Source organism: Candidatus Nitrotoga sp. 1052 (assembly GCF_927312905.1).
Lineage (GTDB): Bacteria > Pseudomonadota > Gammaproteobacteria > Burkholderiales > Gallionellaceae > Nitrotoga.
Genome location: NZ_CAKMHQ010000040.1, coordinates 1 through 21,299, shown reverse-complemented (window position 1 = coordinate 21,299; position 21,299 = coordinate 1). Strand labels below are relative to the sequence as shown.

The window sequence follows — 21,299 nt, the reverse complement described above, 5'->3', positions numbered from 1 at the left end:
AAGAATAATGCCATGAGCAAACAGGATCTTTACCAAGTACTCAACGTGAATATTACCAAACACTACCCTTCAGCTTCTCAATTTCTCTTCGGTCGCGTTTGGTCGGCCTCCCTCTGAGAAAAGTGGGCATCGGCTGTGCTTTTAATTCATCAGACAGAGCTTTCCTTCGCAGGAGACTTTCTTCCGTTTCACTGTAAAGCATCTGCGCTTGGGGAGCTGGTCCTCGTTTGCTGGACAGAGCTAATATCTCTACTACAAATTGATATGGCCCAATGCGGATAGAAAGCATATCGCCTACTGCTACCGATTTTGCTGGCTTAACACGCACGCCATTGCATAAAACCTTACCGCACTCTAAAGCATCTACGGATAAAGATCGTGTTTTGAAGAAACGTGCAGCCCATAACCATTTGTCTATGCGAAACTTGGCGTTATCGTCTTTTTCGTCAACGGTATTCATAATTTAGATAAATTAAAGTTGTGATGGATAGAAAGCTAGGACAGCGTTCCAAGCAATAAATTAGTTCTTAACCAAAATTTCCATTAGGCTTATTTCCTTCAATATACCAAACCGATGTAGGTATAGATCAATTTTATTATAGGATTTCTTATTGGGACCATTAGAAAATCTATGCTGCATAGTGTTCCGCCCATTACTTTTTTGGCTGCGCCAAAAGAAATAGTTATTCGATAAAAACTATAACATAGCACAATAACCCGGCACAACAATTCACCAAGAACAGGATTTTTAACAGAAAAAAATTTGACAATTTCACCAGTCTGCCTACAATTCGCTCCTCAGATTTATCTTTTGGGTTGTTAGCTCAGTTGGTAGAGCATCGGACTCTTAATCCGTTGGTCGTGTGTTCGAGTCACACACAACCCACCAATAAAAACAAAGGCCTACAGCGATGCGGGCCTTTTTTATTTTTTAAATTCTAGCCTGTGTAGGGTCAGCGTAGGATTTTCAAGTGAATGCTGAAGACCTCCCATGGATTTTAAATTGCTGTCACAGAATTCATGGCCTTGGGATTGGCAAAAACGACTGATATTGAAAACGTAAGAGGATGAATCCCATTAGATTGACTCATAGACGTGTTATTTGCACGTTGAGGCGATTATTCCCTGAGTTTGATGATAAAGAGGGTTACTCCTTTAATTTCGCGCCTCTTACGCTTGCCAAACTCCAAACCCTGCACTCCGCAAATCAATCCCTAACTCTATTTCCTTGTCACAAGCCTCTTCATAGGACATTGGATTAAATCCTTCGTAGAGGTCAGGCAACAACCGTAATCCATATTGTTTGACGTACCTGTTAGACTGGATACCTGCCTTGTGTTTATCGAAGCGCACATCAGGGTCTAATCCCGTCATGCCGACATATACGCAAGACTTGCCTGAGATGTAGCCGGGGTTGCATTTCTTGAACTTGCCTTCGTACAGCACGTCCTTGGACAACTCAATAACATATACGTGATAGTGGATGCGGCGGGACATTTTTTAGTCAGTGTTTTTCTTGTCCGATACCCATAACGATATTCCCCAGCACACCAATAAGGACCTCGATACCGTTCACCAACATTTGGGTTTGCTCAGAGTTGGATTTATCCATATCAATACATGGCGAGAGTTTCGTCCAACGGCAGTTCACCATATTTCATTTTGTAATGCGCTAGATTCACTGCCAACAGTCTTGCGGTCTCGGCAATGTCCTGCTTACTCGCTTTTTCAATTAACTGGTTAGCAAGATTGTAGTAGTGTGCAAGCTCCACCAAATCGGTCATAACGGTTCTCCAAAAATGAAATCGAACTTTATCCGAATTCTGCTCCTGGCAGCCTTTCTAATATTTGCTAATACGTCTTACCGCAGACACACTATACGGACGCATTATGGGCATTGCTGATGGCGATACTGTGCCTGTATTGGATGCCACCAACACTCAATGGAAAATCCGCCTAATGGGTATTGATTCCCCCGAAAAGATGCAGGCATTCGGTAACAAGTCCAAAGAGCATCTTTCCTCTCTGGTGTTCAATAATCAGGTGACGGTTGAATACAGCAAGCAGGACAAATATGGTCGCACTGTGGGCAAGATATTGGTGGATGGTACAGATGCCAATCTTCAGCAGGTCAAAGCGGTTCTAGCTTGGCACTACAAGAAATACCATAAAGAGCAATCCGTAGAAGACCGCACAATCTATGCTCAGGCTGAGGAACAAGCACGTACAGAAAAGCAGGGATTATGGATTGATTCTGACCCCACCACACCGTGGGACTGGCGGCATCAACGTAAATCGAAGCGTTAGGGGACACACTTGAGTTTGACGACACCCACGACCATCAAAGCGGCCACGTTGTCGGTGAGCAGTTCGTCGAGCATCGTGCCGTGGTCAACACGGAAGTCTGACAGCGTGTGGTAGTTGACTTGCACTCCGCCGCAAATCCAGCGATAGGCGTCATGCGCCAAAGCCAATCGTGCCAGTTCGCGTGCGTTGCCAACATGATCGAGAGTGGCATAAAGCCACAAGGCAAACACTATCTCCGGCGCAATCGCGCTGCGCCCGGCACTACCTTGTCGTGCTTTGATGGCGTCATACATGCCTTTGAGGTTCTGCTGCTCTACGTAGCTCCAAACCAGACGTGCACGTTCCACTTGCCAGCGACGCTTGTAGAGCGCGCAGATGGTGGCTGCCGGAAAGGTGAAGTTGTTGGTGAGAAACACCAGTGTCTTGCCCGTCTCGGTATCCTTGAATCAGATACGATGCAGATGTTCTGGATAATCCTTGCGGCTGGTAGTGCCGGTCAGTGCTATGGTCTGATCGCAGACGATTCCCGTGCTGCGATCCACGGGTGCCGAATAGACGCGCCGAAGGCGGGTGTTCGACTTGGCGCGGGTGACAAAGAAGGCGTGTGTCTGATCGCTCCGGGTTCCAGTACCAGCACATCGAGGATATTTACGTCGCCCAGCTTGCCGTCCGAGATGTGAATGAAGCCGGGGATGTTGCAGCGCAAGTCGAGCAATGTATGCATTTTCACCGTCGATTTAGTCGTGCGAAACAACGCCCAGGGAAGAGAGACAGACACAGGTCGATGGTGGTCTAATCCAGAGCGTAGGCCGTGTTCTCCAACTCGATGCCGAAGCTGTCGCCAATGTAGAGCTTGCGCGCCTGCACGATCAAGCACTGGATAAATTCGGAATAGATGCGCCAATCCCGCGTTTCGTTTGTATCGGCCAGCGTCGAGCGTTTGATCTCATGCCGGAATCCCATGTGGTAGAGCTTGGCAGCCTGCGCCGAAAGGCAGACTTCGATATCGCGCAGACTCTCGTGGTAAGTCAGTTGCGCAAAAGCCATCACGCGGAATTGATCAGTACATGCCAGCAATTTCACGTAGCGGTTGCCACCATGTCGCTCGACGATTCGGGTAAATGTGGTCCAAGGCAGAAAATCCATCAGTTGGGCGAACAGCGTCTTGCCAGTATTCATGGCAGCCTCCGGGAGAAAAACCGGAAGACTGCCAGAACCGCCTTGCGCCGTTCAAACCGACACCACCCTTCGTCGCTTGGAATCCAGCGTCCTTCATGGCTTTCAGCGGTTCGCCCTCTCGTTTAACCGGACAGCAGTAATATTCCTTATGTTTGGGCGAATTTAAATTCTAACGCGTCTTTCTTTAAGGTTCATAATTATTTTTTAAATCCAATAAGGTATATACCGATAACTTTTCCCTCTTTATCTTTAATTGGATCATAACAAGTGTAGAAAGAATTACCTAAAATATCGATATCCCCACAATATGCTTCACCCTTGATTACTGCGTCATAAGCCTTGTTGTGAGCAAGTTTAGTTCCAACCCCGCGAACTCCTTTAGGCGTTAATACGTTTGTACTAACCCGAATAAATTCGACGCCATCTTTAACAAAGACAGTAGAATATGCACCAGACGACTTTTTAATTTCATCAACCACACTAAAATTATTGTTTATTTTTTGTTTACCGAAATAAATGACTGGAGCAATTATATTTCCAGATTTTTCTACGCCTTCTATTCTAGGTTCGCCCATTTTTGTAAATTTTGCTTTAAGCTCATCAACTGTTTTTCTGGGGTCATTTGTACTCGCGGTGGCCATAAACGCAGTGGCCATAAACATTAATGTTGTAAAAAAAATTGTTTTTTTCATAAAAAATTGTCCTTTTTAAATAATTTTGATTCAAATAAATGAATTGACAATTATTGCATTTTAAATATTAATATTAACAAATATACATTTAATAAGCATTCTAATTAAAATAACATATACATTATTGATATTTTTATATTTACTTTTTTTAGAATACTCAAGATTCAGTATTTTTGAAAGTATCATTTCATTAATTGTCAACGCTAAATAGAAATATCTGTTGCGAGTTTTTGATCTGTCCGGTTTTGTAGCGCGCAATCTGTCCGGTTGTCATATTGCCTTAGGAGGGCGATATGAAACCGACACAAGCGCTACAAAACCGGACAAATCAAAAACTCGCAATACTACAGCAAAAAGGTATTGACCAATTCGATAGCAAGGTATAAATCACGTACGCCCTAAACGTTAGAGAACATGGTAAAGCTAGATCCACTTAAGACCTATAAAACCAAACGCAATTTCTCTATAACTTCTGAACCCGCTGAAGGCGGTCAAGCTAATGAGAAAGCTCTTTCGTTTGTTGTTCAAAAACACTGGGCCACTCGTCTGCATTACGATTTCAGGCTTGAACTTGACGGGACGATGAAAAGTTGGGCTATTCCCAAGGGACCCAGCTTTGATTCCAGAGACAAGCGCATGGCAATCCATGTTGAGGATCATCCTATTTCATATAACAGCTTTGAAGGGGAGATTCCAGCGGGGCAATATGGCGCAGGCAAGGTCATCATTTGGGACAAGGGAACGTGGATTCCACTTGAAGATCCCCGGAAAAATTACCTGGAGGGCAAACTCAAATTTGAGCTGCGTGGATTTAAGCTACATGGCCTTTGGGCGCTGGTCCGCATGAAAAATAATCGGGAAAAGCAAGAGTCATGGTTGCTTATCAAAGAAAAAGATGAGTATGTTCGTCCCTCAAGTGAATTCAGCGTTGTGGATGAAATGCCTGACAGCGTTGCCAAATTTGTGTCCGAAACCCAAAAGGTTGAAAAGCTAGCTGAGGAATTACCAGCGTCCAAAAAAAAAATAATTTCGGGCATTTCCGAAAAAGGCGGTAAAGCGGAGCTACCGCTGATGCTTCAGCCTCAACTTGCAACACTCGTAGATGAACCACCAAATGACTCGGCTGAATGGATATATGAAATAAAATTTGATGGATACAGGATGTTGACCAGGATAAATGGCAAGAATATTCAGCTATTCACGCGTAACGGGAATGATTGGTCGCATAAGTTACCAATGTTGGTAAAGGCCATAGCTGAAATGGATTTAAAGCCAGGTTGGCTTGATGGCGAAATCGTAATACTCAATGAGAAGGGAATTCCTGATTTTCAAGCTTTGCAAGGTGCCTTTGATAGCTCCAGGACTCAAAGTGTTATTTACTACCTTTTTGACCTGCCATTCTATGGCGGGCGTGACTTAAGATCGGTCCCCTTGATCGAGCGTAGAGCACTACTGAAAACACTATTTGAAAATCCAACACCAGAACAGATACGTTTCAGTGATGTTTTTGCTGCGCCACCAGACGATATTGTTGCTGCAGCATGTCATCTGGGATTGGAAGGTGTCATCGGCAAACGTAAAGGGTCCACTTACGTCTCAGGCCGGTCAACTGATTGGATAAAACTGAAGTGCAACCAGCGACAAGAATTTGTTATTGGTGGCTATACGGACCCGCAAGGCTCCCGATTGCTTATCGGCTCACTGCTGCTTGGTGTATATGATGAAAATGAAGAGTTGCAATACACTGGCAATGTGGGCACTGGATTTGATGAAAAGTCTCTCAGAGATTTGAAGGCGAAGCTGGATAGCATTCCTGCCGACCGCAGCCCATTTAGCAATGCTACTCAAATCGATTATAAGGCACACTGGGTCATGCCAACACTAGTGGCTGAAGTTTCATTTGGTGAGTGGACGAAGAGTGGCCACATTCGTCACTCTGTTTTCCATAGCCTCAGAGCTGACAAAAATGCCAAGGCCATTATTCGTGAAAAACCTGTGCATTCCATTTCCGCAAAGCCTGTAAGGCTGACTTCGCTTCAAGCCTCTTTACATGTCACGAACCCTGGCCGCGTCATAGATTCATCCAGTGGATTGACGAAAATTGACCTCATACGCTACTACAATCTGGTTACTCCTTTAATCTTGGAACATCTGAGGGGGCGGCCAGTTTCTTTGGTACGCGCACCTGCTGGCGTCACAGGCCAACTTTTTTTCCAAAAACATTTGGAAAAAAACAGCATGCCAGGAGTCAAACAGCTTGACGCTGACCTTGACCCTGAGCATGCGGCATTACTTGAAATTTCGACCGCTGAGGGGATTCTGTCTGCAGCTCAAATGAATGTGATTGAGTTTCACACCTGGAACGCTACAAAGGATGCTATTGGCAAACCTGACAGGATGATATTTGATCTTGATCCTGGTGAGGGAGTGACATGGAATATCATGCAAGAATCAGCGCAGCTTGTCCGCGTGTTTCTTAATGAGATTGGTCTGCATTCTTTTCTAAAAACCAGCGGGAGCAAAGGCTTGCACGTGGTAGTACCCATCAAACAACTGAGCGACTGGGGAACCGTTAAGGATTTCTCTCACACCATTGTTAAACATCTGGCTGCAACCCTACCGCAGCGCTTTGTATCTAAGAGTAGGCCCGATAATCGTGTTGGAAAAATCTTTATTGATTACATACGTAACGGTTTTAGGGCTACTACTGTGTCGGCCTGGTCAGCTCGCGCTCGTCCGGGCATGGGAGTTAGCGTGCCTGTAGCCTGGGAAGAACTCGAATCGCTTACAGGTAGTGCTCACTGGACTGTATCAAATATTCACAGTCGTCTGGATAAAGGGAATGCTCCATGGGCAGGCTATGACGCCAGCCCTCAGTCTATATTATCCGCATTGAAGACCTTGGGAGTTAAGCCTAAGATGCGTAAATAATAAGGTGAATCTGACATCAGATTAAATTTTCTATACGCAGAGACACAAAATATTCCAACGGACAACCCAGTCATTCCAGCCCAACATCATGGTTTGAAGATTACCGTTACGCTCAGCCCTTTCCCTTCATTCTGTGGTGCGATTCGCAGAGAAGCACCATGAATCTCGGCGATACGATTGACGATAGATAGCCCCAAACCACTACCGCTGGCACTTGTGCCAATGGGGCGATAGAACCTTTCCGAGACCCTTGTCAGTTCCGCTTCCGGGATGCCGGGCCCATTGTCATTCACCGACAGACAAGTCAGCCCTTGCTGATGGGTGATGCTGACCCAAACCGACGTTCCCGGCTGTGTGTGACGCACGGCATTGTCAATCAAATTGCGCAATAGGATTCGCAGTAATATCGGGTTGCAGCGCACCTCCACTTCGGTGCCTTCTGTCAATTCTAGTCGTACGTGTTGGCTCAGTGCAGCCGGGGCGATTGCGGCGATTACCTCAGCGGCAACAACTCTGAGTTGGCAGACTTCAGTCACGTCATTGCCCAAGGTGTCGATGCGGGCAAGGGTCAGCAATTGATCGATCAGATGGGCAGCTCGGTCACAACCGAGAATCGCGTTGTCGAGCGCATGGGTGCGCTCCGCTTCGCTGCAAGCCGCTCTGGCCACCTGCGCTTGCGCCTTGATCGCGGCCACCGGGGTGCGCAACTCATGCGCGGCGTCTGCGGTAAAGCGCCGCTCTTTTTGCATGGAAGCTTCGATGCGTGTGAATAGCCGGTTGAGCCGTTCGATCAGCGGCACCACTTCGCGCGGGGCGGATGACGCATCCAGCGCGGCAAGGTTGTCAGGCTCGCGCTGTTCGACTTCGCGGGTCAGCTTGTCTAGCGGGCGCAAGCCTCGCGCAACCGCGATCCATAGCAGAATTGCCAGCAACGGCAACGAAATAAACAGCGGTTTGAGCAGATTGCCAGCGATGCCGCGCGCCAGCTCGTCGCGCATATCGGCGCGTTCCGCCACCTGGATCAGATATTCGGCGGATTCATTCCATGTGCTGAATACGCGCCAGCGGTGCCCGTCGATGGTATGGTCGCTGAAGCCGCGCTCCTCGTTGGCCAAAGGTTGTTGCGGAGCGTTGGCGGAATGCAGGCGGAGCTGGTGTCCTTTATCCCATACCTGAAACGCGACCCGGCGGGCGTACTTGTGCGGCAGGGGCGCATGTTCTGTTTCAAGTTCGTCAAGATCATGCGATGCTTGGACAACCAGAAGCGTAGCCGCCTGCGCCAGGTGTGCATCTAGCACCTCGTCGAACTCCTTGCGCGCATTATGGTAGGTAAATGCAGTCGCGCCGAGCCAGACCAGTGTGATCGCCGTCAGCGCCAAAACAAGCAGCCGCTGTTTAAGCGATGCGCGTCGCCACATTTCAGATTGCCTTGTCGCGCGGCATCAGGTAACCCACGCCGCGTATGGTTTCGATCAGTTCAGGGAAAAGCTTGCGGCGCAGATGATGGATATGCACTTCCACCGTATTGCTTTCGACCTCATCGCCCCAAGCATAAAGCTGTTCTTCAAGTCGGGCGCGTGAAAGCACTTTTCCCGAGTTGAGCATCAGGGCGTGCAACAACGCGAATTCCTTGGCCGAAAGCTCAACCGGTTTGTCCTGGTACAGCACACAATGAGCAGCAGGATCAAGTTTGACCCCGGAAACCTGCAGTAACGGGGCAGTCTTCCCGCTGGCGCGGCGCACCAGTGCGCGCAAGCGAGCCGCCAACTCCCCCATGTCAAATGGCTTGACCATGTAATCATCTGCACCGGTATCCAGCCCTTTGATGCGGTCATCCACCGTATCCATCGCGGTCAAAATCAACACGGGTGTCTGGGCATTTGTTTGGATATTTCGGCTGCGCAGACGGTGCAGCACTTCCAATCCGGAAAGACGCGGCAGCCCCAAATCCAGAACCACTGCCGCGTAGGGCTCAGTAGTGAGTGCCTGCTCTGCCGAGGCCCCGTCTTTCATCCAGTCCACGGCATAGCCGGATTGTCTCAAACCAGCCTGGATCGCATCGCCCAGCAGGGCATCGTCTTCGACCACCAATATGCGCATTTTTTCACCTAAACAATGGCGCAGAACTTGCGATTTTGTTTTAAATTATTGCTCGCAAACAAGTGACAATTTTCAGTCATTGCTGTGTTGCCCGGCTTGTGCCACTTTCTCACTTGTTGTCACCAGTCCGGTTGCTGGGTAACCAGCCCAGAATGTCACAACACCGACCAGCATTATGACACCCAGCCAGAGATATGAGCGACGGATGCCTTCATTTGGCTCTGCGGATTTGAAACCGGTTACCATGGAGCGCACCAGATTCTCGCGGTGCATTAAGCTGTTCACCACCACCCCGGCTATGTGGATAAATACTATAGCCAGCATGGCATTGGATGTGACCTCATGCAACCCCTCCATCACAAAGCCACCGATGTCTTGAAACAATATCACCCCGGTCACACCGGACAAGATACCCAGAGTCAGTAGCAGCCAGATCGCCACACTTCCCGCCGGATTGTGTCCCACATAATGCGGGGGTTTGCCCTTGAGCAGAGATAACAAATAAGCAACAATTTCGTCGGGTTTGAACACAAAAGAGCGGAATTTTGCATAACGCGTGCCGAAAAATCCCCACAGCAACCTGAACGCGATTAAGCCTAGCAGGGTGTAGCCGAGCACCACATGGATATCGCGGTAACGCTCCGTCTCAGCAGTTAAAAACGCGCCGCTGAATGACAGCACCAGCAGCCAATGGAAAACCCGCGTCGGCACATCCCAAACCAAAATACGTTGACTCATGATGATCTCCTTTTACTTGGGAATTTTTATATTACGTTCACTGAAATCACCCCGATCCGCCTGTTGGTGGCAGGCCGCACAATTAGCCGGGCTCTTCACCTTCGGATTTTTCCAAATAGCTTGGGGAATTTCGTGGCTATCGTGCTTGTGCTTAAACCAGGCAGTCTCAGTGATCCGCAATGGCGCTGTCGACGCACTCCAGCGGTTGGAAGCATTGTTAACCAGAAAAGTGGTGATCTCCTTGTTTTCCTGATCTGTCAGCGAAGCATCCGAACCGAAGTGTTTATCTAGACCGCTCATGACCTTGCGCCAAGATGTAGCAGGCAGCAATCCCGGCGAATATGCGATGTGGCAGGTAGAACATTCCTGCTGAAATTTTGCGTTAATTTGTGCAGGTTGAACTGGTTTGCCGCGATTTTCGCCGCTGAATTTTTCAGCGCGATCACCTGCCTGTGCGATGGATATTGTCACACCCATCACCAGCAAGGCCGCAACAAGTCTACGTGGAAAATTTTTATAACATTTCGACATATCAATCTCCTTGATTATTTTTTAACGGTTAACAGATAAGTAAGTACATCGCCTTTTTCCTGCGGAGTGCAGACGCGATCAAGCACGTCGTTACAGTTGCGCTTGAACCATTTTGCTACCTTGCCCGGGTCAGTGAATCGCTCTGCATTGGCAGATGGCGCAAACGGCTGTATGACTTTGCCGGTCTTCGCATGCTTGCCTGGTGTAGCCGGATTTTCTGTATGGCAGGAGGCGCAGCTCCATTCATTGCCGTGTCTTGTCTTGAAAAAACTCTCCCCGCGCGCAGCTGAAAACCCCTTGAAACCCGAAGTAGCCTTTGCCGCATCGCTTTGAATGGAAGCCAGCGCCTCTTCAGGCGTTTGCGCGAAAGCTGGGCCTGAAATTAACCCGGCGACAGCCACCAGCGCTAAAACCAGCGTGACATTAAATTCGCGGAACATTTTTAACCTCCTTTATTGCATTAAGAGGTGCGTAGCATAAAAGACCAAGCTTAAGGATTGCTTAAGGGCACCTCTAAAATCCAATTTTGCGAGCAGCCGCTTTGCGACTTGCCTGCTTACCCCGTTTCGTCACAATACGGCGTTACTCGAAAAAAATTATCGCTCACATATCAACTATATGCAGCGCTAAAATTTTTTACTCGTGCCTTGTCTTGCTTAGAAACTTGAATTTTAGAGGCGCCCTTAAGAACAAATATTTTTGAAGGGTTTTAAAAAAATAGACACTTGGAATCAATATTATGATTTCCAAGTGGAAGTGTTTGAATGTCTGAGATGTGGACTCATCCTCATTTGCGAACATTTCGTTTTTGGGCTTCTAAGTTCGACAGAGGTAGGATGAAAAAAATTGAGTTCGACGTTCCTGCAAAATGCTGGAAATGGAGGGCTAGGATGGAACAGATACCTTGACACGCTGCTGAAACAGGGGCTGACGCAGATCGTTGGACTGCTGCGTTCCTGGCATATCTTAATACCAGGCTATGTATTTAGAAGCCCGATGCTCTCGGGGACAACATTAATATTTAAGCATCGGGAGGTGGCGATGGCGGATTGCCGCTTGGAGGCATCGGTGGCTGAAAATCATCAGAAGGCATTAGTGGTAATGTGTCGTCAGGAGTCGTTAGTGGCAGAATATCGTCAGGAGGCATTAGTTGCGGAATGTCTTCAGGAGTCATCGGTGGTGTGTAAATATCAGGAGGAGGTGGAGGCGGAGTCCCGCGGGGAGGCGGCGGAGGCACGAAAGCACCAGCAGAAGGCAACGATGGAATTCCGCTAAGAGCTGGTGGAGGTGCATAATTGCTATTTCTGACAGGTTGCCGCGAATGTTCCAAGCGGCCCGATACCGGGACACGATGGCCTTTCGCATACATGCATTGGTGATAAGCAAAGTCATAACGCTGCTGAAGGCTGAGTCCTGAACTTTCACCAGTGCCCACTCCTACCATGGAACCAATGAGCAATCCAGATCCGGCGCCCACGCCAGCGCCACTGTGTCCGCCTAACAATGCGCCCGCTGTGGCACCAACTGCAGTTCCAACCACTGCGCTTCGCACACCACTATCGGCCGCTGCTTCATTTGCCGTGCGGCCACCGACCTGAGCGCTGGCATATTGCCTGCAATCGGCATCGTCAAATCGGAACTGGTTAAAGCTTTTTCCCGTGCCCGGCAGCGCAAGCATACCCGGACCAGTTGGTATCGACGTACAAGCGCTCAGCACGAGGATTGCCACTAGCACGGAAGAGAGTTGTAATTTATGGGTCATGGCGAAGGTACTCTATTTGCAGCGGGTTGGTCATCTGAATCGGGTGCAGGTTGCGGTGCGACTCGCAGCCAACCTCCTGGACATTTATTAACATACGGATAGTAGGCATTTGAATCGACGCAGTAATACCACCAAGAGGCCTGAACATTTTGCGACGAATTTCTCGGCGCTACCTGTGTTCTTATCTGTGGGTCATCCCTTCGTTCGGTGTAAATTACCGGCGCAGGCTGCACCGGAGGGTAATAAACGGGCGCCGGCGAATAATAATAGGGCGACCCATAGTACGGTGCTCCGTAGTATGGGTACGGGTAATATCCAAAGTTAAAACCAATCGGCGCGCCGAGATATATGCCCACGCGCCCACCTCCGTGCCAACCACCGCCTCCACGCCATCCACCGCCACTGTACCAGCCACCACCGCCGCGTCCACCACCATGCCATCCGCCTGCTGCAAACACTGCCTCGCTGGTCGACGTTCCCACCAAAAGGATCGTGACTAAACTTAAAGACAGGCTTATTCTCGATGTCTTCATTATTTCCGTACTCCTCAATTTAGCATATGTAACAATCTAATTTGTTGAATTATAACTACTATCCGATAGACTTGAGAAGCAATTCCGATCTGGTCCCATAAAGCATTTTAACTAGTAGACGGAGACAAAAAATAAATACTTAGTTCCGAACAATTCTGGAGTGACTCGAAAAATTCAGATCATCTTCTTTCTAAAACGCATGACTTCAATGACCGTTGACCAAGTGCGCGGATTTTATATTTATAATCCTGGTAAAAATGGATGTCGGAAGTAATAATTATTGGATGCTGCTTAACATGTTTGGTGGCTAAGTCTAGCCTTTTAGGCTATTCAAACTTTCCTAAAAAATCCTGTTTGCCGATCTCCACACCGTTATGACGCAAGATTGCGTAGGCGGTAGTTACATGAAAATAGACATTGGGCAGCACGGAATCGAGCAAGTAGGGCAAACCTTTAAAGGTGAGTGTCCTGTCGTGCAAAGGCAGGTTGATGGTTTTATCCTCCGTGCCATCAATTTGTTCGGGCTTGAAGGTTTCAAGCAAGGCAATCGTCTTGTCTAGTCGTGCCACTAACTCTGGGAAAGTGGATTCGTTGTCTTCATATTTTGGCGGCTCAACTCCTGCAAGGCGGCAAGCGCCACTCTTGGCAATGTCTGATGCAATCTGAACCTGGCGTGAAAGCGGAAGCATATCTGGGTAGAGCCGAGCATCTACTAGAACCGAGGGGGCAATCTTTCTAACGTCAGCATACGCGCCAACTTTTTCTAATATAGCCCTTAAGTTACTTAAAGTCACTGCTGTCCGGTTAAAATGTGAATAGATTCATCTGGTTGTGAGGCACGCCCTCTGGTGGAATGTAGTCGCCACCCGGAAACGCTTGCTGCAAGGGCATCTTCTCGAATAGGGTGAGCATATACATTCTGTGAGATAGCGCTGGTCGCGGCTGAAAAGGTACGCACGATGAAACTGACTTGCCTGAAACCACCATCAACCGCTGGCTGTGGCCCGATGTGTTCAAGAATCAGGACACCTCTGTCGCCAAGACAAAAAAGCCTATCGCCGATTACAAGAAAGCCATCGGCCAAACGGAAGAGCTGGCCGAACTGATGGTGTTCTATTGCGAACGGGCAGCGCGGTTCAGCAATGATGTCGGCCTACAGGATGAGGGCTACTTCGACGCGCTGGTGCGGATGTTTGAGCAAGGCATTGAAAGCCATCGCCAGCGTGCCGGAGGTTCAGAAGCCTGAATTCTGGGCACGCCTGAATGAGGTCCGCCGGATCAGCCACAACTTCGGCTACTGCGTCGGCGATGTCATGGAGGAACTGCTTGCCGAGTATGGGGGCCGATGATTGAACGCGATCAATTGGCCGCACTGCAAGGCGAAAACGCCCGCCTGATCGCGCTGCTCGAAGATCACGGTATCGAATGGCGTTTGCCAGGTGAGCCACCCCCTCTGAGCTTGAGCACACGAGTATGCCGCACGATCTGGTTGTCACGCCATGCTCCGCAGAGAACAGTTGAAATATATCGCATCGAGCCGCGTCATGGCCACAACCATGACCGCCATTGAATCCGATCTGCCACGGTGCGGTCGCAAGTTGAAAATTGATGTTGCCGGGTTTGTATGATTGACGATCCAAACGAGTCAGAAGACGCAACGCATTTGAATTCGCGCATGCCGGTGAAGTTGATGGGTATCAGCAACGCAACGGTGCAGAAAGTATGGAAAGCAAGTGACTTAAACTGCACACTGGATCCGAACACAGCCCGGACCCGGACTGTCGATAAAGTAAGGCCGTGCGGCTAGCACTTGCCCCAAGCCAGCCAAACAGGCACAGGCAAAGCGATCTTATGTTTTGATGAATGCCAGCAGATCAGCGTTGAGTTGATCTTTGTGTGTGTCAGCGAGCCCGTGGGGTGCGCCCGTGTAGATCTTCAGGGTAGCGTTCTTGACAAGTTTCGATGAGCAGAGAGCTGCGGCACCGATCGGTACGATCTGGTCGTCGTCGCCATGAAGGATCAGAGTTGGCACGTCGAACTTTTTGAGGTCTTCGGTAAAATCCGTCTCGGAGAACGCCTTGATGCAATCGAAGGTATTCTTGTGACCGGCCTGCATTCCTTGGAGCCAGAACGAATCAATCATGCCCTGCGAAACCTTGGCGCCAGGTCTGTTGGCTCCGAAGAAAGGGCCGCTGGCGATATCCTTATAGAGCTGCGAGCGGTCGGCGATAGAGCCTTGGCGAATTTCGTTAAATTTCTCAATCGGCAAGCCGGCGGGATTGGCTGCTGTCTTCAGCATTAGCGGCGGGACTGCTGAGATCAACGCAGCCTTGGCTAGCCGTTTCGTGCCGTGGCGCCCGATATAGCGGGCAACTTCGCCGCCACCCGCAGAGAAGCCGATCAGGACGACGCTCTTTAGATCGAGCGCTTCAATGAGCTCCGAGAGATCGTCAGCATAGGTATCCATCTCATTGCCAGTCCAGGGCTGACTCGACCGGCCATGACCGCGACGGTCATGGGCAATGCAACGATAGCCGCTGGAGGCCAAGAAGAGCATCTGAGCCTCCCAGCTATCCGCACTGAGGGGCCAGCCGTGACTGAATACTACAGGCTGTCCTGTGCCCCAGTCCTTGTAATAGATCCGCGTACCGTCTTTCGTCGTGATAGTGTTCATTGTTAGTCTCCTTGTTTATTAGTGGAGGTCGCCGACCTCTCGTGTACGTCTAACGCCAGCTTTCAGACGTTGTACAACCGTATGCTATGTCAATTTCTTAACAGACTTGTCCCGATCCCATTGGCGTCTTTGCCGCAGCAATAAATGCGTCCTTGTCGTTGGAATCCATGATGCCCGCGTCTTGTCCGATATTCGCTATTTTCAAAAGCGCCTGACCGCCTTTGTCAAGGGCCATTGCCTTGAGACGACCGAAAGCATCTTGTACGAAACCGATCGTGGCGCCATCCATTGACAGTGCTTTTGCGCCTTCGTCGGAGAGAATGATGGCGACTGCGTCGAATAACACAGAAGGCGTAGCAGCCAGTTGTCCATTAGCCACCAGCATCGAGCCATCGGCAAGTTTCGTGCCACCTACCTTGGGCACCACAATCTTCACGTTAGCACCCGCCTTCGCCGCTATATAAATTTGAAATAAGTTCGCTTCATGCTTTTTCAAATTTAATCAGGAAAAGTAATTACGTCTGTACGGTGGCGTACATTATGTTTGTTTGAGGTAGGCTGGAAAAATGGGGTTCGACGTTTTTGTAAAATACTGAAACGGAGGGCTGAGATCCAACGGATACCAAGAAGGACTTATACGCAGAATTTCGGGAGTAGGCCGTGCGCTAGTGTAGTGCGTCAATCAGAAGTGTATTTATTCAAGGTAGTACGAGCGCGGGTGACCGTGGCGAGCATGTTGCTGGCCTTTGTTGTACAGATAAACGGCTTCGGTTTGGCGTTATGCACGACGAATGCGTTTGTCTTTGATGTTCGTGCTCGGGCGGATCAAGTACAGGCCAACGATGCCCTCAAGTTTTTCAATAAAATGTGTATCGTTAGAACGTTTGAAAGACTCGACCCGATGCGGCTTGAGTCCATGGGGCGCCAGATGCGGGCGACGGCAGAAGCGCTGGTGCCAAAGTGAGCAGCCAAGGTGCACGTGCTCTAGTATGTCAAGCTTCTGCGCGATGTCCTTGTCCGTCATCCCGGCCGCAGCTTACAGCACGATGCAACTGCGAATTTGAACGCGCGCTTCAACACGTTTGCGCTATAGATCCGGCCATTAAATAGTTTGAGCTTTTGGTGATTTTGCATGCCATAGTTGCATGGAAAAAATAGATGCAAGAACCCTCAAAGACGAAGCACTGCATGAACGCCGCAGGCAAGTCATCCGACTACATAAGCGTGGTGGCAGCCCCACGCAAATAGCTCAAGTTTCGGAGTTGAGCTACCCTGCTGTAAGGAAGATCATACGACTCTATGAAACAGGCGGCGTGGCTGGAATAAAACCTGGTAAGCGAGGCCGTCGTACAGGTGAGAACCGCAGCCTGACGGAAGAACAAGAGCGGTTATTGCAACGGTTCATTTGCGAGAAGCGCCCTGAGCAGATGAAAATGGATTTTGCGTTGTGGAATCGTGCTGCGGTAAGTCAGTTAATCAAGCAGGAGTGCCCTATTTCCATGCCGATCCGGACGGTGGGACATTATCTCAAACGTTGGGGATTTACACCGCAAAAGCCGATCAAGAAAGCTTACGAACAGCGACCTGAGGCGGTAAAGCAATGGCTCGACGAGCAGTATCCGGAGATTGCCAGGCGTGCCCGTACCGAGGGCGGAGAAATTCACTGGGGTGATGAGACGGCACTGGTTAATACCGATGTACGCGGGCGTGGTTTTGCGCCTAAGGGAAAGACGCCGGTGGCCTATGCACCCGGTACGCGGCAGCGGCTGTCGATGATTGCCACTGTAACCAACAAAGGCTGTGCACGTTGGCAGATTATCGACGGGAATTTCGACTCGGAGCGACTCATTGAATTCCTCGAACTACTGATCAAGGATGCGGGGAGAAAAGTGTTCTTGATTCTGGATAATTTGAGAGTGCACCACAGCAAACCCATGAAGGCTTGGCTGGAAAAAAACAAGGAAAAAATCGAATGCTTTTATTTGCCCAGCTACAGTCCGGAATTGAATCCGGAAGAGCGGTTAAATTCAGACCTGAAGCAGGCTATCGGATCGAAAGTGCAGGTGCGTACCAAGGAAAAATTGCGTGCCGCTGCCAACGATCATATGACGATGCTGGAGAGCAACCCAAGACGCGTCACTTCTTACTTTCAAGACCCACGCGTAAAATATGCCGCTTGAAACTATTTAATGGCCGAGTCAATAGGAAAGAATTCGTAGGCGGCGATCATCGTCGGAACTCAACTGGATTGGCTTGGCAACACGCATGGCACTGACCTCCTAAGAAATAAGCTTTTTAAAGATATGAGTTCGATACCGCACAGATGACCTGAAGTGAAAAAATTTAATATTTGAGCGCTCCCCATTTTGACTATGAGTGCAAATATTTAACTATGTTTATTGGTAGCTTTTGAGTACTCCCATACTCCTGCCTAAAAATGGAGAGCATTTAAATTTTTGCTAAATCACGAGGAAACTGACAATGAAAAAACTGATGAGCGTAATAGTTGTTTTAAGTGGATTGGGACTAGGTGTCGCACCAGTCTATTCTGATCAAGGATCAGAGGCTAAATTAAATATAAAGATCAACAACTTCGATGAACACAATAAAAATATGAATCAATGTATTAAAACTGCACTAGAGAAACATCCTGGCGGTGTAATCGAGGTGGAATTTGAAAATAAAGATGATAAGTTCATATTTGAAGTTGAGGTCCAGGGTAAAGACGAAAAAAAATGGGAAGTTAAATGTGATGCCGCTACTGGTGATGTAATAAAAGACCAGGAAGAGAAGAAAGACAAGAAGGAAGGCGAAAAAGAAGAGAAGAGGTAATACCTATAAACGGACCCCATCCAATACTCCGAGCAGACTTCTCTGGGCCACCCTGCAACTTCGGTTCCACTAGAACGGCGGCAAGTCCGTGAATAGTTCAGTACCCGCTCGGTAGACGTTATTCATAATTTGTTGTTTTTGATTAAAATTTCAGTAAAACAGTGCAATTTTTAACAGTTTAAGTTCGGCTCCAGTTCGGTTCATGCCAAGTTGACCGAAACAAGCAGCACATGCACCGTCCGTTCAAAAGATTTATTTGTTAAGGAGAATGTAATGGCCTATGTCGATGGTTTCGTTTTGCCGCTTCCAAAAAAGAATATAGAGGCTTACCGTGAAGTTGCCAGTAAATGCGGCGCGATCTGGCGCGAGCATGGCGCGCTGCAATACCGCGAGTGTATTGCTGAGGACGTGAAGCCTGGCAAGCTTACTTCGTTCCCGCAAAGTGTGAATCTCGAAGCCGACGAAACCGTCATTTTCTCCTGGATCGTGTATGAATCGCGCGCCCACCGCGACGAGGTTAATGACAAAGTAATGAAAGATCCACGCATGAGCGACATGATGAAACCAGCCTCCATGCCCTTTGATGGAAAGCGATTGATTTATGGTGGGTTTGAGGTATTGGTTGATCTTTAAAAAGATACGAAGTGAACTTGGCTGGAGAAGTGTACTGACAGGTCTAGTGCACAAATTGGCGCACCTCTCATCATTGCTTAATTGGTTGCCTGTGAAAAGACCAAGCTAAGGTTAATGGCGAAGTAATACCAGGATGCCTCTCCTAGGCTGGCTGCTGGTTCGCGCGCTTTTCGCACCCCAGCGCGCGACGTAGAACAAGGGGAATTGGGATTATGATTACAAGCACCATGAATATTCGTGAATAATCCGTGCCTGGCGCCTTTAACTCTTGCCCCTTTAATTTTTTAATTTGACGATGCCTGAAACGCATCCTATTTAAGCGCCTGAAGATATTGTCGATTACTGAGGTGCCAACCAAACGCGATATGCGTCAGCCACCCAGCAGAGGAAGGATTTTTTGTTTTCAGAATCAGTAATTCAGCCAGAAACGATTCAGGCATACCGCGAGACTGAGTACCGGGTTACCGGTGAACAGTCTTTTGTCCTGCGTATTGCCAAGCACAACGAGTCACTATCTCGCCTATATATATCCAACAAGGTGGATTCGTGTGCCTACATCACGGCTTGCAATCCGTACAGCAAGAGCTTGAGCGCTGCAGCCAACGCGGACCGGCATAATGAACTGGGTCTAGAACTTCAACGCCGTGGTCTGAAATTTTTTCAAGGAGAAGGCAAGCATCCTTTAGGTGACTGGCCTGGTGAGGCAAGTTATCTGATTCTTGGCCTTTCACTTGAGGCTGCCAAAGCTCTTGGAAAAGAGTACGAACAAAACGCCATTGTCTGGTGCGGCTCCGATGCTCTGCCACAGCTAGTTCTGCTGAAGTAATTGAATTTGGTCGGTTAGTGCATGCTGCTAATAATGAAATGTTTGGAATCGTTGAAATAATTGTTGGTCGTTGGGCAGAAGACGGGTGCACTTCTCCATCATGGTAGCCAACGGCGGAAAAATTATAGAGTTAGCCATCAAAATAGATTGATTAGAACATTTGGGTTCCAGCCTTCGTGGGAATGACTAATCGTACTATTTTATGGCAGACGCTCAAGCTCGATCGCCACGAGAGTGGCCGATATACGACCGTTTGTCGTCACTATGGTTTTGTTGCATTAATTAACCAGGCCGTATTTTCTGTTTCTGTGAGCTTATCTGGCACTCACTAAGTCGTAACGGTGTCGCCTTCCGCCGATCTCGGCCAATATGAATCTTGTCAGCACTATTCACACGTCTATCGCGTGGAATCGCAATATTAGCAATGCAATCCACCTTGTCTTTGTCTTGAATAAAGCCTCCATTGATCAGTTCCTGTAGCATATATTTAAGCGATTCACGTAAGCTGGGCGCAGCCCGTTTCATCAGCTCTTTCACAGTGGACCTGTTATCAATTAAACAGAATGCACGCTTGATATCATTGGATAAATAATTAGTTATCCTTTTACTTTCTTCCTCACCCTTGCTGGTTTTGATAAATGTAATTTTGCTATCCATATCCAATCCTCGCACCTTAATTGTCTAAGTTTTAATTAAGTGGATTCAAGTTCGATATCCACGAACTTGTTATCGGTCTAGAATGTTTAAAGTTAAAAAATATTTCTTGTTAATGAAGGTATTCATGAATTTCAATGGTCGCAGTTTCTAATCAGCATTCCATCGGACTGTGAGTATTTTCGACGCTACCCGTAAAAGGCAGTACCTCTTGTAGCATAACGATAAAAATCTGCTGCCTCGTTATTGCGAATCAACTACCTAATAGGAGCGATTTGAGAGAAAGCCTGTGAAGTATTTAACGGTGCCATCGTAGAAATTAAAGGTGTTCCCAGTCTCGGATGAGTGCAGCTTGGCCATAAAACTGACCATCTGGTGTCATCAAATTCCATACTGTGGCGTCACGGATCATGAAACGCCGACCGGACTTCGAGATACGGATACCAGAATAGTTATTGATGTATCCATGTCTGGTAACTGCATCCAGCAGCTTAACCCTCTCTTTTTGATTTACTGTTTCAGCCGATAGGCGTGATGGCAGGACAGTAAACGCCTCCCAGCTCATTTCGAACATATCCAGCGCTCGCTGGTTACCATAATTGAATATTGGGTCTACCCCGATGCCGTGGGAAAGAACCGCAAATGGCGCCAAAAAAAGTGCCTCAACAGCATTTTCTTGACTGATGCCGCTATCAAAATTGGGTATCCCAGTCCAGTGTTGATAGCTGGAGCGCAGGATTTCAACATGATGGGTTAGGAAGGTTAATTTATTTTCGTATGTCATAGACAACTATAGGCAGATTCAAGTTCGAGGTGCAACAGCTAATGACTTAGTATAGCTCATCGTTTTACGAGGCGGATTCAACTCTGAAGTGCAACTTTTGTAAGTGAATTTAGGTGGCGAGCT

27 protein-coding genes, 1 tRNA gene and 1 pseudogene are annotated in these 21,299 nt (G+C 48.2%); 10 read left to right on the top strand and 19 right to left on the bottom strand.

Annotated elements, in window-relative coordinates; all coding sequences use genetic code 11:
• Positions 1–52: 52 nt before the first annotated feature.
• Positions 53–460 (bottom strand): RNA-binding S4 domain-containing protein, encoded by a 408-nt coding sequence (locus MJ768_RS08925; protein WP_239290565.1) that lies wholly within the window; start codon positions 458–460, stop codon positions 53–55.
• Between the two features lie 353 nt (positions 461–813).
• On the opposite strand from MJ768_RS08925, the gene MJ768_RS08920 reads away from it, so the two are divergent.
• A tRNA-Lys gene (locus tag MJ768_RS08920) sits at positions 814–889 on the top strand.
• 281 nt (positions 890–1,170) lie between these two features.
• Here the strand turns inward: MJ768_RS08920 and MJ768_RS08915 are convergent.
• A complete protein-coding gene (locus tag MJ768_RS08915; RefSeq protein WP_239290563.1) occupies positions 1,171–1,497 on the bottom strand; it encodes a hypothetical protein in 327 nt (108 codons plus the stop codon).
• Between the two features lie 116 nt (positions 1,498–1,613).
• Positions 1,614–1,784, bottom strand: coding sequence for a hypothetical protein (locus tag MJ768_RS08910; protein ID WP_239290561.1), 171 nt, complete (start codon positions 1,782–1,784; stop codon positions 1,614–1,616).
• A 106-nt stretch (positions 1,785–1,890) separates the two neighbouring features.
• Between MJ768_RS08910 and MJ768_RS08905 the strand changes: the two genes are divergently transcribed.
• Positions 1,891–2,307, top strand: coding sequence for a thermonuclease family protein (locus MJ768_RS08905; RefSeq protein WP_239290551.1), 417 nt, complete (start codon positions 1,891–1,893; stop codon positions 2,305–2,307).
• A 2-nt stretch (positions 2,308–2,309) separates the two neighbouring features.
• Here MJ768_RS08905 and MJ768_RS08900 read toward each other — a convergent pair.
• The 4 genes and pseudogenes from MJ768_RS08900 to MJ768_RS08880 form a co-directional block, all read right to left on the bottom strand.
• A pseudogene (locus MJ768_RS08900) lies at positions 2,310–2,648 on the bottom strand (transposase); the annotation flags it as partial.
• Positions 2,649–2,809: 161 nt separating this feature from the next.
• A complete protein-coding gene (locus MJ768_RS08890; protein ID WP_239290549.1) occupies positions 2,810–3,031 on the bottom strand; it encodes a hypothetical protein in 222 nt (73 codons plus the stop codon).
• A gap of 68 nt (positions 3,032–3,099) precedes the next feature.
• Entirely contained in the window at positions 3,100–3,486 is a 387-nt protein-coding gene (locus tag MJ768_RS08885; RefSeq protein WP_239290547.1) for a DUF4372 domain-containing protein, read from the bottom strand.
• A gap of 197 nt (positions 3,487–3,683) precedes the next feature.
• Positions 3,684–4,178, bottom strand: coding sequence for a Cache 3/Cache 2 fusion domain-containing protein (locus MJ768_RS08880; protein ID WP_239290545.1), 495 nt, complete (start codon positions 4,176–4,178; stop codon positions 3,684–3,686).
• Positions 4,179–4,592: 414 nt separating this feature from the next.
• Here MJ768_RS08880 and ligD point away from each other — a divergent pair, with 414 nt between their 5' ends.
• A complete protein-coding gene (ligD, locus tag MJ768_RS08875) occupies positions 4,593–7,109 on the top strand; it encodes a DNA ligase D (protein WP_239290543.1) in 2,517 nt (838 codons plus the stop codon).
• Between the two features lie 86 nt (positions 7,110–7,195).
• Here ligD and MJ768_RS08870 read toward each other — a convergent pair whose 3' ends face one another.
• The 8 genes from MJ768_RS08870 to MJ768_RS08835 all read right to left on the bottom strand — a co-directional run bounded on the left by MJ768_RS08870 (position 7,196) and on the right by MJ768_RS08835 (position 13,567).
• Positions 7,196–8,527, bottom strand: a complete 1,332-nt coding sequence (locus MJ768_RS08870) for an ATP-binding protein (RefSeq protein ID WP_239290541.1) — start codon at positions 8,525–8,527, stop codon at positions 7,196–7,198.
• 1 nt (position 8,528) lies between these two features.
• Positions 8,529–9,209 carry a response regulator gene (locus MJ768_RS08865; protein ID WP_239290539.1) on the bottom strand — a complete coding sequence of 227 codons (681 nt, stop codon included), beginning with the start codon at positions 9,207–9,209 and terminating at the stop codon, positions 8,529–8,531.
• Between the two features lie 72 nt (positions 9,210–9,281).
• Positions 9,282–9,947 carry a cytochrome b/b6 domain-containing protein gene (locus tag MJ768_RS08860; protein ID WP_239290537.1) on the bottom strand — a complete coding sequence of 222 codons (666 nt, stop codon included), beginning with the start codon at positions 9,945–9,947 and terminating at the stop codon, positions 9,282–9,284.
• Positions 9,948–9,959: 12 nt separating this feature from the next.
• Positions 9,960–10,478: a diheme cytochrome c gene (locus MJ768_RS08855; RefSeq protein WP_239290535.1), complete on the bottom strand. Its 519-nt coding sequence runs from the start codon at positions 10,476–10,478 to the stop codon at positions 9,960–9,962.
• Between the two features lie 14 nt (positions 10,479–10,492).
• Positions 10,493–10,918 carry a DUF1924 domain-containing protein gene (locus MJ768_RS08850; protein WP_239290533.1) on the bottom strand — a complete coding sequence of 142 codons (426 nt, stop codon included), beginning with the start codon at positions 10,916–10,918 and terminating at the stop codon, positions 10,493–10,495.
• Between the two features lie 581 nt (positions 10,919–11,499).
• Positions 11,500–12,240, bottom strand: a complete 741-nt coding sequence (locus tag MJ768_RS15235; RefSeq protein WP_320415728.1) for a glycine zipper family protein — start codon at positions 12,238–12,240, stop codon at positions 11,500–11,502.
• A 214-nt stretch (positions 12,241–12,454) separates the two neighbouring features.
• On the bottom strand, positions 12,455–12,694 hold the full coding sequence (locus MJ768_RS08840; RefSeq protein ID WP_239290531.1) for a hypothetical protein: 240 nt from the start codon (positions 12,692–12,694) through the stop codon (positions 12,455–12,457).
• 405 nt (positions 12,695–13,099) lie between these two features.
• Entirely contained in the window at positions 13,100–13,567 is a 468-nt protein-coding gene (locus tag MJ768_RS08835; protein ID WP_239290529.1) for a DUF1993 domain-containing protein, read from the bottom strand.
• Between the two features lie 176 nt (positions 13,568–13,743).
• Between MJ768_RS08835 and MJ768_RS08830 the strand changes: the two genes are divergently transcribed.
• Together MJ768_RS08830 and MJ768_RS08825 are read left to right on the top strand one after the other, a co-directional pair.
• On the top strand, positions 13,744–14,019 hold the full coding sequence (locus MJ768_RS08830; protein WP_239290527.1) for a hypothetical protein: 276 nt from the start codon (positions 13,744–13,746) through the stop codon (positions 14,017–14,019).
• A gap of 99 nt (positions 14,020–14,118) precedes the next feature.
• Positions 14,119–14,343 carry a hypothetical protein gene (locus tag MJ768_RS08825; protein WP_239290525.1) on the top strand — a complete coding sequence of 75 codons (225 nt, stop codon included), beginning with the start codon at positions 14,119–14,121 and terminating at the stop codon, positions 14,341–14,343.
• Positions 14,344–14,622: 279 nt separating this feature from the next.
• Here MJ768_RS08825 and MJ768_RS08820 read toward each other — a convergent pair whose 3' ends face one another.
• Positions 14,623–15,447: an alpha/beta fold hydrolase gene (locus MJ768_RS08820; protein ID WP_239290523.1), complete on the bottom strand. Its 825-nt coding sequence runs from the start codon at positions 15,445–15,447 to the stop codon at positions 14,623–14,625.
• Between the two features lie 97 nt (positions 15,448–15,544).
• On the bottom strand, positions 15,545–15,883 hold the full coding sequence (locus MJ768_RS08815; RefSeq protein ID WP_239290521.1) for a hypothetical protein: 339 nt from the start codon (positions 15,881–15,883) through the stop codon (positions 15,545–15,547).
• Between the two features lie 297 nt (positions 15,884–16,180).
• On the opposite strand from MJ768_RS08815, the gene MJ768_RS15420 reads away from it, so the two are divergent.
• From MJ768_RS15420 to MJ768_RS08790, 5 genes are all read left to right on the top strand, one after another.
• On the top strand, positions 16,181–16,411 hold the full coding sequence (locus MJ768_RS15420) for a hypothetical protein (protein WP_445082984.1): 231 nt from the start codon (positions 16,181–16,183) through the stop codon (positions 16,409–16,411).
• Between the two features lie 181 nt (positions 16,412–16,592).
• The gene (locus MJ768_RS08805; protein ID WP_239290519.1) at positions 16,593–17,627 is read left to right on the top strand and encodes an IS630 family transposase; all 1,035 of its coding nucleotides are present in this window, start codon (positions 16,593–16,595) and stop codon (positions 17,625–17,627) included.
• A gap of 301 nt (positions 17,628–17,928) precedes the next feature.
• Positions 17,929–18,279, top strand: coding sequence for a PepSY domain-containing protein (locus tag MJ768_RS08800; RefSeq protein ID WP_239290517.1), 351 nt, complete (start codon positions 17,929–17,931; stop codon positions 18,277–18,279).
• Positions 18,280–18,552: 273 nt separating this feature from the next.
• Positions 18,553–18,912, top strand: coding sequence for a DUF1428 domain-containing protein (locus MJ768_RS08795; RefSeq protein WP_239290505.1), 360 nt, complete (start codon positions 18,553–18,555; stop codon positions 18,910–18,912).
• Between the two features lie 397 nt (positions 18,913–19,309).
• A complete protein-coding gene (locus MJ768_RS08790) occupies positions 19,310–19,738 on the top strand; it encodes a DUF3293 domain-containing protein (RefSeq protein WP_239290503.1) in 429 nt (142 codons plus the stop codon).
• 282 nt (positions 19,739–20,020) lie between these two features.
• Here the strand turns inward: MJ768_RS08790 and MJ768_RS08785 are convergent, their stop codons facing one another.
• A complete protein-coding gene (locus tag MJ768_RS08785; RefSeq protein ID WP_239290501.1) occupies positions 20,021–20,395 on the bottom strand; it encodes a hypothetical protein in 375 nt (124 codons plus the stop codon).
• 316 nt (positions 20,396–20,711) lie between these two features.
• Entirely contained in the window at positions 20,712–21,176 is a 465-nt protein-coding gene (locus MJ768_RS08780; RefSeq protein WP_239290499.1) for an MEKHLA domain-containing protein, read from the bottom strand.
• Between the last annotated feature and the right edge of the window lie 123 nt (positions 21,177–21,299).

Coding starts and splice junctions, on each gene's coding strand:
- MJ768_RS08850 (WP_239290533.1), bottom strand. CDS start 10,918: ATGTTCCGCGAATTTAATGTCACGCTGGTTTTAGCGCTGGTGGCTGTC.
- MJ768_RS08905 (WP_239290551.1), top strand. CDS start 1,891: ATGGGCATTGCTGATGGCGATACTGTGCCTGTATTGGATGCCACCAAC.
- MJ768_RS08795 (WP_239290505.1), top strand. CDS start 18,553: ATGGCCTATGTCGATGGTTTCGTTTTGCCGCTTCCAAAAAAGAATATA.
- MJ768_RS08910 (WP_239290561.1), bottom strand. CDS start 1,784: ATGACCGATTTGGTGGAGCTTGCACACTACTACAATCTTGCTAACCAG.
- MJ768_RS15235 (WP_320415728.1), bottom strand. CDS start 12,240: ATGACCCATAAATTACAACTCTCTTCCGTGCTAGTGGCAATCCTCGTG.
- MJ768_RS08885 (WP_239290547.1), bottom strand. CDS start 3,486: ATGAATACTGGCAAGACGCTGTTCGCCCAACTGATGGATTTTCTGCCT.
- MJ768_RS08860 (WP_239290537.1), bottom strand. CDS start 9,947: ATGAGTCAACGTATTTTGGTTTGGGATGTGCCGACGCGGGTTTTCCAT.
- MJ768_RS08780 (WP_239290499.1), bottom strand. CDS start 21,176: ATGACATACGAAAATAAATTAACCTTCCTAACCCATCATGTTGAAATC.
- MJ768_RS08805 (WP_239290519.1), top strand. CDS start 16,593: ATGGAAAAAATAGATGCAAGAACCCTCAAAGACGAAGCACTGCATGAA.
- MJ768_RS15420 (WP_445082984.1), top strand. CDS start 16,181: ATGTTGCTGGCCTTTGTTGTACAGATAAACGGCTTCGGTTTGGCGTTA.
- ligD (WP_239290543.1), top strand. CDS start 4,593: ATGGTAAAGCTAGATCCACTTAAGACCTATAAAACCAAACGCAATTTC.
- MJ768_RS08825 (WP_239290525.1), top strand. CDS start 14,119: ATGATTGAACGCGATCAATTGGCCGCACTGCAAGGCGAAAACGCCCGC.
- MJ768_RS08855 (WP_239290535.1), bottom strand. CDS start 10,478: ATGTCGAAATGTTATAAAAATTTTCCACGTAGACTTGTTGCGGCCTTG.
- MJ768_RS08800 (WP_239290517.1), top strand. CDS start 17,929: ATGAAAAAACTGATGAGCGTAATAGTTGTTTTAAGTGGATTGGGACTA.
- MJ768_RS08880 (WP_239290545.1), bottom strand. CDS start 4,178: ATGAAAAAAACAATTTTTTTTACAACATTAATGTTTATGGCCACTGCG.
- MJ768_RS08890 (WP_239290549.1), bottom strand. CDS start 3,031: ATGCATACATTGCTCGACTTGCGCTGCAACATCCCCGGCTTCATTCAC.
- MJ768_RS08820 (WP_239290523.1), bottom strand. CDS start 15,447: ATGAACACTATCACGACGAAAGACGGTACGCGGATCTATTACAAGGAC.
- MJ768_RS08785 (WP_239290501.1), bottom strand. CDS start 20,395: ATGGATAGCAAAATTACATTTATCAAAACCAGCAAGGGTGAGGAAGAA.
- MJ768_RS08915 (WP_239290563.1), bottom strand. CDS start 1,497: ATGTCCCGCCGCATCCACTATCACGTATATGTTATTGAGTTGTCCAAG.
- MJ768_RS08870 (WP_239290541.1), bottom strand. CDS start 8,527: ATGTGGCGACGCGCATCGCTTAAACAGCGGCTGCTTGTTTTGGCGCTG.
- MJ768_RS08865 (WP_239290539.1), bottom strand. CDS start 9,209: ATGCGCATATTGGTGGTCGAAGACGATGCCCTGCTGGGCGATGCGATC.
- MJ768_RS08925 (WP_239290565.1), bottom strand. CDS start 460: ATGAATACCGTTGACGAAAAAGACGATAACGCCAAGTTTCGCATAGAC.